We start from the raw sequence: 17,123 nt of genomic DNA, 5'->3' as shown, positions 1-17,123 counted from the left end.
ACAAGAGCCAGGGCCGACGGCAGCCTCATAAATAAAGGCTCTGCGGAGAAAACGCCAGATTTTACTGAGATGGACCCGGCGCCTCCCACCGGGGGACACTAACGCACTCACCCAGACGTGCGGAGGTTCATCATGGAAATCGACGTTCTCGGCATTGATCTAGCGAAACAGATCTTCCAGCTCCACGGCGCTGATCGTCGCGGTCGTGTTGTGCATCGGTCGAAGGTCTCGCGGAGTTCGTTCTTCGAAGCCGTACGCGCCTTGAAGCCGAAGTTGGTTGTCATGGAAGCATGCAGCACTGCCCACCACTGGGGGAGGCGTTTCCAGTCGGTCGGTATCGAAGTCCGGCTGATCAGCCCGCAATATGTTGCGCCGTTCGTCAAGACAAACAAGAACGACCGCAATGATGCGGAGGCGATCGTCGAGGCTGCCAGCCGGCCCACGATGCGCTTCGTGACGATCAAATCTGTCGAGCAGCAGGATATCCAGGCAGCACATCGCATGCGCGCAATTCTGCTGCGTCATCGTACCGCGCTGATCAACCAGATACGTGGCCTGCTCGGCGAACGGGGGCTGGCTATTGCGCGCTCACCGGAAGCCTTCAGGCGCGCGATACCGGAATTGCTGCGCACGAGCGCAGATGAACTGACCTCCTTTTGCCAGACTCTGCTCACCGAACTTCTGCAGCACATGCGCGCCATAGAGGAACGTGTTCATCTCATCGAGGCATCCATCCAGACGTTCATGAAGAAATCCGCGCTCTGCAGGAAGATCGCCGAGATCCCTGGTATTGGCCCGATTACCGCCACGGCCGTTGTCGCCGCGGTCGGCGATGCCAGGCAGTTTCGCAACGGCCGGCATCTGTCCGCCTGGCTCGGCCTCGTGCCTCGACAGTATTCGTCTGGCGGCAAGCCTCGCCTGCACGGCATCAGCCGACGCGGCGACACATACCTGCGGACCTTGCTCATTCATGGTGCTCGGGCTGTTCTGTGCTATGCACCGAAAAAAACGGATCCTCAGAGCATCTGGCTTCAAGAGCTGATGGCTCGACGCGGGCATAACTGCGCAGCGGTCGCACTGGCCAACAGGAACGCGCGGATCATCCAGGCACTGCTCAGCAGCGAAGCGACTTATATGACGAGAAGCGCGGCAACATAATCTCCGAAAACTGCTTGTAAGGAGACGCTACCCCCAACACAGGTTTGCGAAGCTTCTCAAAGCGATGACGAAATAGGTTGAACCAGCATCCTGAAGCCTGTTTTTCGTGCCGGCTGCCACTTGTAGCAAGCCGCGATTTTGCTAAGGACGGGGTGCGCGGATCTCATCGAGGCTGCGGGCGTGCTTCGGCAACCGCCCATCTGGCAAGCCGGATACATGCATGCAGACCGTTTCGGCATCACGAACAAGAAGCTTGCAAAAGGCGTCGGGTCCATACAAGCACGAAAAGGACGGATACCCCTTGACGCTGACGCCTGCCGCAAATTCTGGGATACAATACGATAATGAATACAATGACAGTCCCTGGCCGAGTAACTTCCGGCAAACTTCTGGAACTGGTCGGCGGCGACTTCCCGGCTCAGGTGGCGGCAGAGACCCGCAAACTGATCAACCGTGGAGTGCTTGCGCCCGGCTTCCAACTGCGACAATCTGATCTTGCCGAGCGCTTCGGCATTAGCCGGGTGCCCGTGCGCGAGGCGCTGAAACTGCTGGCCGCTGAAGGCATTATTGAACACGATCCGAATCGAGGGTTCTTTGTTGCCCAACTGTCGACCGACGAGGCACGGCAGCTATATCGGATGCGGCAATTGCTTGAAGCTGAATTGCTGATGACCATCGAGTGGCCGACGTCCGCGCAGATCAAGCAACTGAAGGCGATGCTCACCGAGCTTGAGCATTCGCTCAAGATGGGTAATCGCGAGGGCTGGATCGAGCAACACCGCGCATTCCACGACACGATTTTCGATCTGTCACCGAACAAGGTGCTTAAGCGCGAAGTGCTGCGATTGATGCGATTGACCGATCGCTATCGTGCATTAGCCGCAGATATCTCAGCGAACCCTGAACACCGCAGTGCGAATATCGAGGCGCGGTTGGTGAAGGCCTTGCAGAGTAAGGATAAAGACTTGCTGCTCGCGACTTACGAAAAGGGGCGACCAATAGTGTTGAACGGCTTGATGGCGGTGCTTGCGGCCAGAGAGGCCTGATCAACGGAAGGGGCACCCACAGTGCCCCAGACTGCTGACAAAGTGCCCCGAAAGCCTGGCCACGCTCCGGCTTGGTCGTTTAACGTAGACCGAAGCGCCCCTCGTCGACGCACTAGAAGCTTTCCGCAGAGAACGTGACTGTTAACTGTTTGCGAAGCTCGCGGCCCAGGTTACATCGTTTGCGAACTTCGTAGGCGTCTACTGGGCCAAAGCCGCGGATGCGAGGCGGTGCTGGTACATCGATCTGCTGGCGCACTATCCCGTCCCGGACGCCAATGCGTCCGAAGTCCTCGTAAAAAACTTCTGGACGCACCCAACCCTACGTATGCCGATATGCACGCACCGGTCCACATCGTATCCGGCGCCTAGGAATGTCTGGTTGACGCGCGCGCCGAGTCGCAAGCGTGGGAGGAGCAGATCGATTGTGCGAGCAACCAGATTATGAAGCCGGCCATTTTATTCATCTGGAGCAGTCACCGTCGATCTGGTGGCCACGCAACTGGGCGCGCGCCAAGTTCATCGTCGAAGAAGGTTCGCTCACGCGACGACAGGTTGTGGTGCAAATTTCGCGCACGAGCGAAGAACCGTGGATTCAACATTGCATCATCGTGCTAAAAGGACTGCATTCCAAACAGCAGGCGCAGTGGTATCTTTGAGGCGCAACCGTGCGAGGTTGAACTGACCTTTGCGAATGCGATGCATCAACTCGACGCCCGATATCGTAACGGCCGCATTCCCGAAAAGTTTGAAGCCAAGCATTGCATTGACCCTGGACTTGATGTTGCGATGATCCTGCTCGATCAAATTGTTCAAATACTTCGACGATCGCAACGTCGTGTCCGCAGGGAGAAACTGGTCCGCCTTCATTTCGCGCACCGCGCGGTGAGACGCAGCGTAACCGTCCAGCGTGATCGTCTTCGGAGCGAACCCCTGAGCCCTGATCGCTTTCGCGAAGAAAGCCTTTGCCGCCACGACATCGCGTTTGGCGCTGAGCCGGAAGTCGACCGTCTTTCCTGCGCGGTCAACTGCACGGCAAAGATAGCCCCATTTGCCACGGACTTTCACGTACGTCTCGTCAACTCTCCATGAGCGTCCCGCAGATTTCGCGAACCGATCCCAGCGCTTGACGAACTCCGGCGTGAAGCGTTTGACCCAGCGCATGATCGTCGTGTGCGCCAGCGACAGCCCACGCTCGGCCATTATTTCAACGAGGTCGCGGAAACTGAGCTTATAACGCAGATACCAACGCACACACAGGATGATAACTTCGCGGTCAAAGTGGCGGCCGTTGAATAGCCTGTCGATGTCTATCCACATAGCCTGCTCGCGCGGGTCAAAACTCGAGCTTAACCTACCGGGCTCCTCTGATTTGCACCGGAGCCAATTTTTAATGGCAGATGGGTCAGATTTAGCTGCGCGCCAACAGGCTGGAAAAAATCGAGAGCTACCCCAAGGAAAGACGTATGACGGCGGATGCCTCCTGCAAGCTGCTCAACAGGCGAGCGTTCAAACCGGTATCAAAACGCTGAACACTGCCTACGAGTGCCAGCGCAGCTACGCAATCACCTTCGGCATTGAAAATTGGAACAGCCACTGCGCCGAGCCCGGATTCCAACTCGCCTTGCGAACGATAAAAGCCATCCTTGCGGATTTTCGTCAGCACGCTCAAAAACTCCTGCCAAGTATCTCCCATGCCATTGAGGCCGATCTCCTTGGCGTGGGTTGCGTAAATCTTCTTGAGCGAGTTGCGCGGCAGGTGCGCAAGCAGAACTTTTGGGGAAGCAGCAAGGAATAAGGGGCGGGGCCGCCCGCGCCCATAAGAAAGGTGAAGATTTTCTTCCGCGCTGACGCGATGGACGTCGATGACTTGCGGCCCGGCAAACATGACACTGAGTGCCGCGTCAAACTTGGTGCTGGCCGCCAGCTTGCGCATGACCGGATCGGCCGCGAACAACACCGGGTCGGTTTGTCGCAACAGATAGTCCAGCGCGATGATGCGCCCGCCGAGGGAGTAGCGCCCCGCCGCGACTTTTTGCAATAACCCCGCCTCGACCAATTCCTTCACATAGCGGTAACCCGTGGGGCGGGAATAGCCCAAAACATCGTTGATTTTGTCCGGTTGCCAGATCGGATTTTCCTCGGTGAATAGATCGAGAATGGCAAGAACCCGGCCGGGGCTGCTCATATAAGATTTAGGTATTGAAGTTCAAAGTGAACATGATAGCGGCCTGTGGCCACCTCGTTATACACATCTCGGTTCATGCGGCCTCACTCCGAAGCGCACGTAGCGTTTCGGCGGATATGATAACGCGCTGCAAGCCCTCCCAGATCGTTTTGTCACCAGGCTCGCCGTCGCCCTTGCGCGCAAGGAAGCCGCCGAGTTGTGCCACGAGACGTCGAACTTCGTTCAGTTTTGGCTTGCCCTTGTGCATTCGCTTTTTCATCAACAGGTAGGTGCCGTGAATCTCGCCCGGACCGAAGAACAGTGCAGCATCCAGGTCTCGGCACGTCCTGCCCATGCGCATCAGGTAAGCGATGCGCCATGCCACGATCATGGATAGCGCCAGCGCCTTCTCGATGGGTTCAACAGCGCCCGACTGCAAGTCTTCCACGCAGCAGCCGTTCTTCAGGACCTGGAAGTAGATTTCGATCTCCCACCTGGCCCGGTACCACTCGATAAGCTCCACCAGCTCGTCGCTGCCAGCAGGAAGGCGATTGGTCAGCAGGCGCCACTCGACCGGCTTGACGCCTTGGGCGCATTACCCCGCGTTTACAAGCCCTTTGGGACTTGTGTGTAATGGAATGCCTTGGGCGGGGCGACCTCCGTCGCGATTACGCACGTCACCGCAAGTCCGCATTTCAAAGTCATGCGTTTCATGCGCAACGACTGCTTCACCGTGCGAGCCTTCTGCCCCGCACGGGCCGCTATGACGAACTGAATCTCGCCCACGGCCCGGGTCCCTCCGACCTTCTGCCAAGGCCTGTCGCCGCCCTCCAGGCTGCGGTTGTCTGTCGAGCGAATCAGCCAGTCCGCTGGCGTCCCAAGCTCATCGGCGCGCTGCATCAGCGCCGCGATATCTGCTTCCCGGTCGGCCACGTACACCAATCGCGTGCCCGGCAGCTCGTCCGCTCGTTCGGCGATCCGTTGGTATCCTTCGATCCAGCGCGTGCTTTCCTTGATACCACCGCGCTTGCCGTCGGCATCCTTGGGCTCGCGCGCCCACATCCAGGCATCCAGCACGCCCAAATCCCACCCTATCCGGGCTGACCGCATAAGTCGGATGAAGGTACATGCCCCGCCGGGCCTCGTAATTCAACGGACCCAAGCCACTGATGTCCTGACCGTTGAAATCCAGTTCCATTGTGTCCTGGATGCACAGCACGACAGCATGCTCGCGCATACGCTCCCACGTGCTTTGCCAATGCGGCTGCATGATGTCGTGCCACTCGAACGCCGTGTTCTCCATGAAACGGTAGGCGCCCATCGTCTCGGCCCAGCCTCGGCACGCGAGCGGAATGCTCGCCGTCGGCTTCTCTGCAAACCGCGTCAGCAGTGTCTTTGCCCGTTCGTTGCGCCTCGCGTCGCCAAGATCCACGCCTTCCAACTCCCTATATGCCCAGCTATCCGTTTCTCTCGCCATCTGGTGCCGCCACAAAAGGCAAGAGTAAACGCCGATTTGCTTCCGTTTACAACCCCCAGACCCGGCCTCACATCGCCCGCCATCCCTTGTCCATCAAGGCCTGGCGGACTTCTGTATAACTAGGTGGCCTGTGGCTGGTGCATCGCCCTGCCGTGATTGCGAGACCAGCGAACACTATTCGCGATGAATGGTGCTTGATAGGCCGACTGAGTTCTCATTTCACACCCATGCGCTGCGCCATCTCCGCACGCCAAACCGACCGCGGTCTGAAACCCGGCAGCGTGCGGGCATGCAATTCCAGGCGCTGCATCAGCGTGCTTCTATCCTTTAGGTCGATCGCCACGCGCATGGGTTGTGAAACGTACCAAGGCAAATCGAAATAGAGCTCCAGCCGATTGCCTTCTGGGTCGGGCACATAGATGGAAAGCGCATTGCCGTGTGTCACCGGCGTGATATTGGGCAGCTTCTCGGCCAGCAGAGTCTCGTGCATCTCGCACAGCGTATCCAAGCTGTCTGTTTTGAGCGAAATCTGGTTGATGGGATTGAAGGGCATATCGTTGGGGCGCCCCGTCAGAAGCACGATCTGGTGGTGCTCGTCCGGGTCTCGACTCAGAAACACGAGGTCCGTCATTCCGTTCGGCCCGGGCAACTGGCCTCGGTCCGTCACGGTGAAATCAAGCAGGCGGGTGTAGAAGTCTGTGACCTTCGCAATGTCGGTCACGAACATGCCGAAGTGACTGAACTTGAAGCCGGACTGCTTCGAGGTTTCCAGTGACATAGGGTTTCTCCTTGGATTGACAGTGACTCATGGTATCAGTTTTAATCTCATTGTATGAGATTTTGCAACTTATCCGAGGGGATGATTCGATGAATCAGGCGAGCTTCGAGTGGCGCAACATGTGCCCAGTGCCATTTGCAGCCAGCATCGCGATCGACGGCTACGGCTGCGGGCCGTACCCGATAGCCTTCGCAGGTGTGTTCCCTGGGCTGTTCTTTCCTAAGGGGCGAGCGTCTGGTCTGGCGACCGGGCTGGCACAGTTCTTTGGATCGCCGTGATGGCGATTCTCGCTCCAGCGCCCTGCGCCTTTTCTCCGTGTGCATCAGCGAGACGCTCCCGTCGAGCATGCGCTGTGAAAGTCGGCCGTAATCAATCAGATCTCACGGTCGCAAGTCGCCTTGCTGACCCATTCGGCGACGAGGCCTTCCGCTGCCACTCGCCAGTGTTTGCGAAGTCAATCGGTACAGCAACGAGAAAGAGGCGTGCGCCTGTGTCTCCTGTCCAGCAATGAAAAACCTTTCTGCCATGCCCCTAACCACTACTACCATTGAAACTCCGGGTGTTGACGACGTCTATTGGCGCGAGGAATACGCGCAGATCGGCGAGGACGATGCCTTTCTCGCCGAAATCGTGGCGCAAGCCGACCTGCCCTCGCTTCTCACTGCGCTTGCCGCCGTCACCGGAGACTTGTCGATGCTCCGTCCGCACCTGCGCGCGCCATTTCCTCTTGTTGATACGGTTGCGCCTGCCCATGGAGGCATGAGCGAAGCCGCGCAAATCGAAGCGCGCGCACTGGCCCTGGTTGCACTCAAGCGCGTGCGCGACGAGAGCTTGACTCGGCCACGTCCTCTTGACGATGCCGAGACGCGCATCCTGATCGATTTCCTCACGAACGGTGCCGGAGATGCCGACGCTGAGATCCTCACCCACGAGATGGATCTCGCCCCGAAAAAGCTCGGCGCGCCTGGTTGGAAATTCGACAATGTGGCGGGTGATCGCCAGTTCGCTGTCGCGGTCATCGGCACCGGCATGTCGGGCATTGCCGCCATGTATCGGCTCAAGCAGGCAGGCGTGCCATTCACGGCCTTCGAGAAGAACCCCGACGTTGGCGGCGTGTGGTGGGCGAACACCTACCCGGGCGTGCGGCTCGACACACCGACGTTCGGGTACAGCTTTTCATTTGCTCAGCGCACGGACTGGCCGCATGCGTTCGCGACCGGTGGTGAAATTGAAGACTACGCTCGCGAGGTCGTTGCGCGTGCCGGGCTTCGCGAGCACATCCGCTTCGGCACCGAGGTTCTCTCAGCCACCTGGGACGAGGCATCCGGCACTTGGGACGTGGTGAGTCGCACAGGCAATGACGAGCCGGAGCATCGCCGTTTCAATGCCGTGATTTCGGCGGTGGGTCAGCTCGAGCGGCCCAATATTCCTCAGATCGACGGGCAGAACGAATTCAGGGGCGTGCGCATGCACTCGGCCCGATGGAACCACAATGTTGACCTCCACGGCAAGCGCGTCGCGGTCATCGGCACTGGGGCAAGCGCATACCAGATCGTTCCGAACATCGTTGATCGGGTCAAGCACCTTACCGTTTTCCAGCGATCCGGCCCTTGGATGGTTCCTGCCCCGAACTACTATGCCGACACTCCCAAGGCGCTGCGGTGGCTGAGTGACCATGTTCCATGCTATGGGCAATGGTTCCGGCTCTCGGGTTTCTTCCAGGCAGCGACCGGACGTCTGCATACCGCCGTCACCGACCCCGATTGGACTCGAGAGGATTCGGTATCGGCAAAGAACCTGGAGGTGCGCGAAACGCTGACCGAGATCATTCGCGAACAGTGGAAGAGCCGACCCGAACTCATTGACAAAATTGTGCCGACGTACCCGCCCGGCGGCAAGCGAATGCTGCGTGACAACGGCGTCTGGGCTGCCGCGTTGCAGCGGCCAAATTCCGCGCTTGTCACCAGTCCCATCGTCCGCTTCACGGAAACTGGCGTCGTGACCGAAGACGGGATGGAGCATCCGGTTGACGTCGTCGTTTATGCGACCGGATTCACCGCTGCCGAGTTCCTCGATCCCATGGAGATTCGCGGTGTCTCGGGGCGGACGATCAAGGAGCAGTGGCAGGGCGACGCGAAGGCGTGGGCTGGCATCGCCGTGCCGGACTTCCCCAACTTCTATATGGTGATGGGGCCGAACACGAACTACGTCGTGCACGGCAGCCAGCACTTCATGATGGAATGTGCCGCGGAGTTCGCCGTCGAGGCGATCCATCAAACTCTTGCACGAGGCATCAACGGCTTCGAGGTAAAGCCTGAGGTTCTTGATTCTTTCGTCGAGCGCGTCGATGCCGAGAATAAGCGCCGGGCCTGGGGCCGTCCGCAGATACGCACCTGGTACAAGAACCGCTTCGGCCGGGTCTCTCAGGTATGGCCCTTCAGCCACCGCGAGTACTGGCAACTCACCCATGACGTGGACTTTGACCACGACTTCATCTCGCATTGAGGCAATGGGCCTTCGGACCGTAAGAAGAATATGGCGTTAGATAGTGCTTCGCAGGCATTGCTGCGATCGTGGGCCGCTGCCGCAGGGGCGAATGCAACCCCGTTATGGAAACTCGATGCCGCGCAAGCACGGGCAGCCGCTAGGCGCAGGGCGGTTCCGCACGACCCGGGACCAGAGATGGCGCGCGCCGAGGATGTCGCGATTCCGGTGCGCGATGGTTCCTCAATTGCCGCCCGGCTGCTGGTGCCTATCCCGCGACCACGGGGCTTACTGGTGTACGTGCATGGCGGTGGCTGGGTATTGGGCGAATTGCCGGGATTTGAGGCCATCGGACGCAAGCTTGCTGCGCGCACGGGCGCGGCAGTTCTGCTGGTGGGCTACCGCCTTGCGCCTGAGCATCCGTTTCCAATTCCGCTGCAAGACACATGGGACGCGCTGAAATGGGCGAGCAAGCATAAGGTGGAGATTGCCGGGGACGATGTCCCGCTGGTCATCGCCGGGGACAGCGCTGGCGGCAATCTGGCGGCTGTCGTCGCTCGCTGGGCGCGGGAGCGGAACAGCCCGAAGCTGGCGGCCCAAGTGCTGGTGTATCCCGTCACCGACGCGGACTTCACGCGCGCCTCGTACCAGGAGCCGGAGAACCAGACCTTCCTTCCGACGCCATCCATGACCTGGTTCTGGGATCAATACGTGGCCGATTCGTCTGTACGCATGCATCCCGATGCATCTCCGCTGCGTGCCAAGGACTTGTCGGGCTTGCCTGCGGCATTCGTGGTGACAGGGCAGCACGACATCCTGCGTGATGAAGGACAGGCCTACGCCGCCGCAATGGCTGATGCTGGCGTGGAAGTAGAGCAGCATGAAATGGCAGGCCAGATGCACGGATTTTTCACCATGACAGGCATCCTGCCGGCCAGCGATCAGGTGCTGGAAAGAATAGGCGCCTTTCTTGATCGCAAATTGCTCGCATGAAGTCGCGCCATCCAACAGGCTGCCGAGCTACTCTTTCAAGACGGGTCGTCTACAGGCACTTGATCGAGCGGCGGCCCTACTTGTTCGGCGCTGCCTGCGCAATCACGCCCGTGCATTGGCGCGCGATGAAAAACGGTGTCGCCGGTGATATTTGGGCTGTACAAGCGTCTGTCCTTCGGCGCGAATTTGAGCCTATCTTGACCAAGCCGATGAGGGCAGTCGTGCTCGTCACACTTCGGTTTCTCGACGACAGCCCCAACGTCTATGCCGACGGTCGCCGGCCACTGCAACGAAGCGGATGGATTACCCAAACGTTGCGAACCGGAGTGAACATCAATATCTGACGTCGCGGGAGGCTTTAGTCAATCGAAGCCACGACGGTGCGAATAGCTACATGAGGTCGGGCGGCCAGACCATTGAAAGCGGACATTGCCGCCCGAGAGGATAAGTAACGGTAATGGGGCGAGAGCCGTCATTTCAGCCGGACGAGGCATAGGGTCCGCTTCCGGATCTCTGTATTCGGTTGATGGCGAGGCGAAGGGGTTCAGCTCATTCGGCTTTGCCTAAGCCTTGAGCACCTCGGATCGAGATAGATCAAGACGCACCCAAAAATGCCTACATGGTGCCTACACGAACTGATGCGGCAATTGGCGCATGGACCCGGCAGCGCTCGCTCGACGATGCGCTCGCTGCGCTGGCCCTGGCGCGCGTGCCGGCGGGCAAGGTATTCACCATCGAAGATATTTCCCATAACGAACAGTATCGCGAGCGCGGCATGATTCAGACGCTGCACCTCCGGGACGGCAGCGACCTGAAGGTCCCGAGTGTCGTGCCGCGCCTGAGCGCCACGCCGGGCGGCTTTCGCGGCAGTGGCCCACAGCTTGGCATACCCGCGAGGCGCTTGAACGGGTGGGCGGGACGGCGGCGCAGCTCGACGCGTTGCGCGAGCAGGGAGTCCTCGCATGAGCGGACAGCAGCAGGGCGGCGGGGAGAGCGTCTGGATCAACGATGTCGTGATGCGCGACGGCTTGCAGATGGAACCGGTCTTCGTGCCGACATCGGAGAAAGTCGCGCTGATCGACGAGATCGGACACTGCGGGCTGAATCGCATCGAGGCGACCTCGTTCACGTCGGCGAAGGCGATTCCCGCGCTCAGCGACGCCGAGGCTGTTATGCACGAAATCGAACGTGTGCCAGGCGTGCGGTACGCGGCGCTCGTGCTGAACCGTCGCGGCGCTGAGCGCGCGCTCGAATGTGGCGTCGATGAACTGAATCTCGGGGTCTCGGCGAGCGAGACGCACAATCTCGCCAATACGCGCATGACGCGCGCGCAGGCGGTCCGCGCGTTGCTCGACATCACGGCGTTCTGTCGCGACCGGCTCGCGATCGGCGTGTCGATCGCGACGGCATTCGGCTGTCCGATGGAAGGCGCAATCGATATCGACTCGGTGCTCGACATCGGCAATCAGTTCGTCGCGGCGGGCGTGCGAGGCATCACGCTTTGCGATACGACGGGCATGGCGAATCCGCGTCAGGTGAAGGCGGTGTGCGGCGCTCTCGCGGCCCGCTGGCGCGGCATCGAGCTTACGCTGCATCTGCATAACACGCGCGGCATGGGCCTCGCAAACGTCGTTGCGGGGCTCGATGCAGGCATCCGCCATTTCGATGCGTCACTCGGCGGCCTTGGCGGCTGTCCCTTCGCGCCAGGCGCGAGCGGCAATATCTGCACCGAAGATCTCGTCCATATGCTCGACGCGATGGGATACGCAACCGGCGTCGATCTGGAGCGTCTCATCGCCTGCGCTCGGCGCATGCCCGGCCTCGTTGGTCACGGCGTACCGGGGCAGGTGCAGCACGCGGGTGCGTGGGACCACCGCTTTCCGCCGCCCGCGGATCTGGAGGCGACGCGTGAACGCGCGCTCGCGCGCGAGTTGTCGGGTGACGCTTATCGTGCGATGCGCCCCGTAGTGGAGCGTTGATCAACGCAGCAACCGGGGCCGAAGACGCGAGCGCCCGACCTTTACGAAAATAATGCCGTGCGACCCGGCCGCTAGTCGGAGGGTAGGTCGCACGGCATTTGCACTTTTAATGTCTGAGACTATCCATCGGCGCCATGCCGCGCTGAATAAGCTTTTCAACGCGGAACCGCTGGCGCACCGGGAATTTCAGCAAACTCTGCTGCGATACAGGCCTTTCCCGCTCAAGTTTCCGGATTTTCCGCACTGGCGAGCGATTGCGCCGGAAACGTCGCGCTTGCCTGCCGATGCGACCTGGCGGTTATCCATACCAGGACGCCGCCTGCAGCAAACAAGGCCCCAAGTGCGATGAGGCCCGTGTCGAGCCGTCCGGTTGCTGCCTTGATGAGGCCAAGAGCGTAAGGCGCAGCAAAACCCCCGAGTTGTCCCAGGCTACTGACCAAGGCGATCTTTCCGGCAAGAGCTTTAGTGTTCAATTCCTTGAACGGAACGGCCCAGAAAAGCGGCATGCCGCCATACATGAAGGCGATGGCAACGGTCAGTTGCAGGATGACGAGCCAAAATGCCTGCACGTGCAGCGTGAGCGATGCCAGCGCGAGGCCGCCGAAGACAGTGCACGCTAGCAGGTGCCAGCGACGTTCCTGGCGGCGATCGGAGCTGCCCGAGATGATCGCGATGCCGATGCTACCGATCGCGTAGGGGACGGCGCTCCACATGCCGATCATGAAGGGATCGCGTATGCCGAAATCCTTCAAGATTGTCGGCAGCCAGAATCCAAGGCCGAAATTGCCGCTATTCAACGAGAAGTAAGCAATCGCCAGGATATAGACATAGGGGTCGCCGAACAGATCCCGGAACCGGATCTTCTCGGGCTTGCGGCTTACCTCGGGGCGCAGCAGTTCCTTGAGTTCCACCTTTTGCCCGGCATCGAGCCACCTGGCCTCGTCGATCGAGTCGTCGAGATAAAATATGGCGACGATGCCAAGAATGATGGAGGGAATTCCTTCCATCATGAACATCCATTGCCACCCGCGCAATCCGTTTGCACCGTCGAGATAATGCAGAATGGTCCCGGACATCATTCCGCCAACGATTCCGGAAAAAGCCGAGGTAACGAAAAACCATGAAATCACGCGGGCCCGATAACTTTCCGGGAACCAGCAGGAGAGGTAAAACACCAGTCCGGGGAAGAAGCCCGCTTCACAGGCGCCGAGCAGGAATCGCATGATGTAAAAATGCTCGGGTGTCCGAATCAGCATGGTCAGCGACGATGTCGCTCCCCAGCAGATCATGATCCTTGAGAACGTTTTGCGCGCGCCAATTTTCTCAAGGTAGATATTGCTCGGGACTTCGAACAGCACGTAGCCAATAAAAAAGATCCCCGCGCCAAGTCCGTAAATGGCGTCCCCGAATCCAAGGTCTTGCTTGATCTGCAGTTGCGCGAAACCGATGTTGACGCGGTCGATGAACGCCATCAGCCAGCAAAGCAACAGAAAGGGAATGATCCGCAGCGTGACCAGCCTTAGTAGCGGCGTGGGGCGCTCTAGTTGGGTGCTGGGTGTTGTTGGTGTATTCAACGTTGGCTCCTTGTGGGGCGAGGGGATGGTGATGCAAATATCCGATAAAGAGACTATTCGCCGCATTGGGACGAACCCGCCATCAAGAGACGATCGCAAGCGTCTGCCGAGTGGCTTCGCTCTGGTCTCGAACGGACCTTCGCAGACGGCGAGCCTATGAGGATGGCGCACGCCGAGATTCCGAGAGCCAAGGCGTGAGCCCAATGCGCTCAGTCCGATAGGCGCCCTGAATGAAGGTATAGGAGCTTCCAGCCGGTCTCGCGTTTGATCCAAACCTGCGTGACGAGAGCACGGATGTTTATCTCCGAGCCGTCACTGCGGCGCTGCAACCATTGTTCAAGCTGGCCCGTCGTGATGACTAGCTCGGGGAGGAACTGGTACGCGAGAGACTGGGCACGCACGATTTTATGTGTCTTGATCTTGTCGCTGAGGAACGTGAGATATTCCGGCTTGTCGTGAACGTAGCCGGACGAATGGACGAAGGTCAGATCGTCATCCAGTAATGAGGCGAGCGTGAGCAGGTCTTCTGACACGGTAGCGTCGCAGCGCTGTTGCTCGAGCGCATCGACGGCGGATTTCACGGACGCGTGGTTCATATAGATTCTCCTGGAAACGCGGCATGCGAGCTGATTGTCGGCAGGGCAGCTATCGGCGTTGAGGCTTGATCACTCTGGGAACGGCAGATCAATCTGCGAAGCTGTGCGAGTCTCAAACACGTTCAATGTCATTGCGACCAACGTGTAGTACCCAAGCAATCCCGTCAGATTGATGATGACGACATGGCCGAATCGATTCAGCGCTTGCGCGTACGTCTCGTTCGAGACGCGACGGGTCTCATTCAACTGCGTGGCGAAGTCGTAGATCAGGCGATCATCCTGGTCGTCAAACGTTGGCGTTTCGTTGCATCGAATTGACTCGGCAACCTCGGCAGGAAGTCCGGCTTTCAAGGCGATGGGATGGTGAATGTGCCACTCTGCCTGCGAGCGCCAATGCGCCGCCGTAACGAGAATCGCCAGCTCCGACAGACGCAGCGGTAACCCTGTGTCATAGCGGCAAAACGCGCCCAGCCGTTGCGCGCGTTGAGCGAATTCCGGACTATGGATCCAGCTTAAGAACGGGCCGTCCAAATTGCCGCGCGGGCCGCTCAGGATCTCGTCCAGCACGGCCACCTGTTCACTTGTCGCAATCGATCGGTCAAAAGCGGGAAGACGATTTGTTTCTTTCATAGCTATTCTGTCAAGAATGCACTATCCGTCGCTCTTGATGGACCGTCGGGTGCGAACACATCCGAAGTCCGTAGGGCGAATCGTTCAGTGTGCTGGATGTGCGAGCCGCTTGAACATCTCGCGGTCGCACACTGTTTATGATGAAAAGGTGCTAGGTTCTGTTCACATTCTCACGAGCGGTCCAAAGGCGCAGGCAAGCGAAGGAAGGGCGAGGTAGTTCCCCGCAAGCTTGTCGTGACGAGTGGCAACGCGACGAAAATGTTTGATGCGATTGAAGAAGCGTTCGACGATGTGCCGAGTTCGATACAGCACGCGGCCGTACCGACGCTTGGTCTTTCGGTTCGAGCGCGGCGGGATAACGGCCTTCGCACGCGTAGCGCGGATGGTGTTCACGAAGGCATCCGAGTCGTAGCCTTTGTCAGCAATCACAGCACCCGTGCGCAGATGCTCGACCAATTCGTGTGCACACGAAATGTCCGAGACCTGCCCTTCGGTGACGATCATTCGCAGAGGCCGCCCGGTTTCATCGATGGCCAGATGCAACTTGGTCGTCAGTCCTTCGCTCGAGCGGCCGAGAGCTTGCGGGCCGCTTTTATTCGAGCTCCGGCCGAATGCTGGTGCGCACGCACGATGGTCGAGTCGATCAGCACACATTTGATCTCCGTCTCGTCGGACACGGCGAGCGCCACGCGTTCCCAAACGCCTTTGCGACGCCACCGGGAGAAGCGCATGTACACCGTATGCCATCGGCCGAACTCTTTGGGCAAATCGCGCCAGGGGCAGCCGGTCCGGCCAATCCAGAGGACAGCTTCGACAAACCAGCGATTGTCGCTCGCCGTGCGCCCCGGATCTCATTCCTTGCCCGGTAAGACGGATTCGATTCGTGCCCATAAGCCCGGTAGCAGACTTGCCTTTGGCAAGGCAAAGCTTGCGAGTAAGGCGACCGCGCACGCTCCGACGACGTAATAGGCGGGTGCTGCCAAGGAACCGGTCTCGCGAACCAGCATAGTGGCGAGAAACGGTGCGAAGCCGCTGAATACGACTACCGAGATGTTGTATGCCAGCGCGATGCCACTGAAGCGGACCTGGACGGGAAACTGATCGGCGAGGACGGATGGCCACGTACCGCTTGCGAGTGAGAACACCACAGCGGCGAGCACGAATAAAACGACCGGATCGACGGTGTGATTTGCAAGCGCCCAATAAAACGGGTAGCTCAGCACGATCAGCAGTGCCGCTGACGTTCGCAACAGGTATCGGCGCGCAATCTTGTCTCCTAGCCAGCCTGCAGCAAGCAGACCGAACGAGCTGACGACCAGATAGGCATTCTGGGCAATCGCCGCCGTCTGGGGCGCATAGTGCAGTTGTTGGACCAGATAGGCCGGCATGTGACCGTAAAGGATGCCATTGACGCCGGCCATCACCGCGATCGTGAGCGCTCCGGCGACGACAGCTTTGCCATGATGTCGCAGCGTCTCGCGAAATGGTTGCCTGGCGACGGCGCCATGCATCTCCTTGAACTCAGGGGACTCGTCCAGATTGCGGCGCATCCAGTAGGACAGGAGCCCACAAAATCCGCCGAACAGGAACGCGATCCGCCAGCCATAGGCCGCCGCGTCCGCGCTCGAGAGGTAGCTCTGGATGCCGAGGTTGACGAAAGTGGCGAGCAGGACGCCCACGTTGACCGCACAGATGATGATGCCAGCGGCGAGGCCCGCACGATGCGGTGCCGCTTCTACGGCGTAAGTGATGGCGCCCGGCATTTCACCGCCGACGCAGAAGCCTTGCAGCATGCGCAGCAGGATGAGCAGGATCGAAGCCGTGATACCCCAGCTCTGGAAATTGGGCAGCAGCCCCAGACAGATGGTTGCTGTGGTGACCACGATGATCGAGCCAAGAAAGATCGGACGTCGGCCGTAACGATCCCCCCAGCTGCTGAGGACGATGCCGCCGAGCGGCCGGATGACATAGCCGATCGCCAGCACTGAAAATGCGGCCAGCATGCTGATCAACGACGAAGCGTTCGGGAAAAACTGGGCCGCGATGTGATGGGCGAAGAAACCGTAGACGATGAAATCGTAAAATTCCAGCGACCCGCCCAGGCTAGCAATAAGAATCATCTTCCATTGCGCCCGCGATAAGCCGGCAGCGTGCGAATGGTCTGCGGCGCCGACCGGGTGGTGAGATAGCTCCATGACTCATCCAAAGATTGTTGGCTTCTTCGGCCAATAGGTGTGCGTGGCC

Annotated in this window: 14 protein-coding genes and 2 pseudogenes; 6 read left to right on the top strand and 10 right to left on the bottom strand. The window is 59.4% G+C overall.

The genetic code is table 11. The annotated features are described in order from the left end of the window. Positions 1 to 132 precede the first annotated feature (132 nt). Together BC1002_RS28820 and BC1002_RS28815 are read left to right on the top strand one after the other, a co-directional pair. Positions 133 to 1,158, top strand: coding sequence for an IS110 family RNA-guided transposase (locus BC1002_RS28820; RefSeq protein WP_013093508.1), 1,026 nt, complete (start codon positions 133 to 135; stop codon positions 1,156 to 1,158). A gap of 344 nt (positions 1,159 to 1,502) precedes the next feature. After that, on the top strand, positions 1,503 to 2,204 hold the full coding sequence (locus BC1002_RS28815) for a GntR family transcriptional regulator (protein WP_013093507.1): 702 nt from the start codon (positions 1,503 to 1,505) through the stop codon (positions 2,202 to 2,204). Positions 2,205 to 2,807: 603 nt separating this feature from the next. Here BC1002_RS28815 and BC1002_RS28810 read toward each other — a convergent pair. From BC1002_RS28810 to BC1002_RS28795, 4 genes and pseudogenes are all read right to left on the bottom strand, one after another. Then, positions 2,808 to 3,521: an IS6 family transposase gene (locus BC1002_RS28810; protein ID WP_013093505.1), complete on the bottom strand. Its 714-nt coding sequence runs from the start codon at positions 3,519 to 3,521 to the stop codon at positions 2,808 to 2,810. Positions 3,522 to 3,648: 127 nt separating this feature from the next. After that, the gene (locus tag BC1002_RS28805) at positions 3,649 to 4,389 is read right to left on the bottom strand and encodes an IclR family transcriptional regulator (RefSeq protein ID WP_013093504.1); all 741 of its coding nucleotides are present in this window, start codon (positions 4,387 to 4,389) and stop codon (positions 3,649 to 3,651) included. 73 nt (positions 4,390 to 4,462) lie between these two features. Next, positions 4,463 to 5,845, bottom strand: a pseudogene (locus BC1002_RS28800) (IS4 family transposase). Between the two features lie 214 nt (positions 5,846 to 6,059). Beyond that, the gene (locus BC1002_RS28795; RefSeq protein ID WP_013093503.1) at positions 6,060 to 6,623 is read right to left on the bottom strand and encodes a VOC family protein; all 564 of its coding nucleotides are present in this window, start codon (positions 6,621 to 6,623) and stop codon (positions 6,060 to 6,062) included. A 507-nt stretch (positions 6,624 to 7,130) separates the two neighbouring features. On the opposite strand from BC1002_RS28795, the gene BC1002_RS28785 reads away from it, so the two are divergent. The 4 genes and pseudogenes from BC1002_RS28785 (at position 7,131) to BC1002_RS28770 (ending at position 12,079) form a co-directional block, all read left to right on the top strand. Further along, the gene (locus BC1002_RS28785) at positions 7,131 to 9,128 is read left to right on the top strand and encodes a flavin-containing monooxygenase (protein WP_238538066.1); all 1,998 of its coding nucleotides are present in this window, start codon (positions 7,131 to 7,133) and stop codon (positions 9,126 to 9,128) included. A gap of 177 nt (positions 9,129 to 9,305) precedes the next feature. Continuing rightward, positions 9,306 to 10,100: an alpha/beta hydrolase gene (locus BC1002_RS28780; protein WP_041735873.1), complete on the top strand. Its 795-nt coding sequence runs from the start codon at positions 9,306 to 9,308 to the stop codon at positions 10,098 to 10,100. A gap of 619 nt (positions 10,101 to 10,719) precedes the next feature. Next, positions 10,720 to 10,926, top strand: a pseudogene (locus BC1002_RS39850) (CoA transferase); the annotation flags it as partial. Between the two features lie 136 nt (positions 10,927 to 11,062). Beyond that, complete coding sequence (locus BC1002_RS28770; protein ID WP_013093499.1) at positions 11,063 to 12,079, top strand: hydroxymethylglutaryl-CoA lyase; 1,017 nt, start codon at positions 11,063 to 11,065, stop codon at positions 12,077 to 12,079. 221 nt (positions 12,080 to 12,300) lie between these two features. Here BC1002_RS28770 and BC1002_RS28765 read toward each other — a convergent pair whose 3' ends face one another. The 6 genes from BC1002_RS28765 to BC1002_RS28740 all read right to left on the bottom strand — a co-directional run bounded on the left by BC1002_RS28765 (position 12,301) and on the right by BC1002_RS28740 (position 17,074). Continuing rightward, on the bottom strand, positions 12,301 to 13,653 hold the full coding sequence (locus BC1002_RS28765; protein WP_013093498.1) for an MFS transporter: 1,353 nt from the start codon (positions 13,651 to 13,653) through the stop codon (positions 12,301 to 12,303). A gap of 209 nt (positions 13,654 to 13,862) precedes the next feature. Further along, on the bottom strand, positions 13,863 to 14,249 hold the full coding sequence (locus tag BC1002_RS28760) for a nuclear transport factor 2 family protein (protein ID WP_013093497.1): 387 nt from the start codon (positions 14,247 to 14,249) through the stop codon (positions 13,863 to 13,865). 69 nt (positions 14,250 to 14,318) lie between these two features. Next, positions 14,319 to 14,879, bottom strand: coding sequence for a carboxymuconolactone decarboxylase family protein (locus tag BC1002_RS28755; protein WP_013093496.1), 561 nt, complete (start codon positions 14,877 to 14,879; stop codon positions 14,319 to 14,321). Positions 14,880 to 15,041: 162 nt separating this feature from the next. Next, positions 15,042 to 15,533: an IS5 family transposase gene (locus tag BC1002_RS36860; protein ID WP_238538065.1), complete on the bottom strand. Its 492-nt coding sequence runs from the start codon at positions 15,531 to 15,533 to the stop codon at positions 15,042 to 15,044. Continuing rightward, a complete protein-coding gene (locus tag BC1002_RS39140) occupies positions 15,431 to 15,676 on the bottom strand; it encodes a transposase (protein ID WP_227717703.1) in 246 nt (81 codons plus the stop codon). Before BC1002_RS39140 ends, BC1002_RS36860 begins: the two co-directional genes overlap by 103 nt. A 54-nt stretch (positions 15,677 to 15,730) precedes the next feature. Beyond that, a complete protein-coding gene (locus BC1002_RS28740) occupies positions 15,731 to 17,074 on the bottom strand; it encodes an MFS transporter (protein WP_013093495.1) in 1,344 nt (447 codons plus the stop codon). Positions 17,075 to 17,123 lie beyond the last annotated feature (49 nt).

Origin of the sequence: Paraburkholderia atlantica, from assembly GCF_000092885.1 — a bacterium.
Classification (GTDB): domain Bacteria; phylum Pseudomonadota; class Gammaproteobacteria; order Burkholderiales; family Burkholderiaceae; genus Paraburkholderia; species Paraburkholderia atlantica.
Note: the sequence above shows the minus strand (reverse complement) of the source record. Positions and strands in the feature narration are given on the sequence as shown.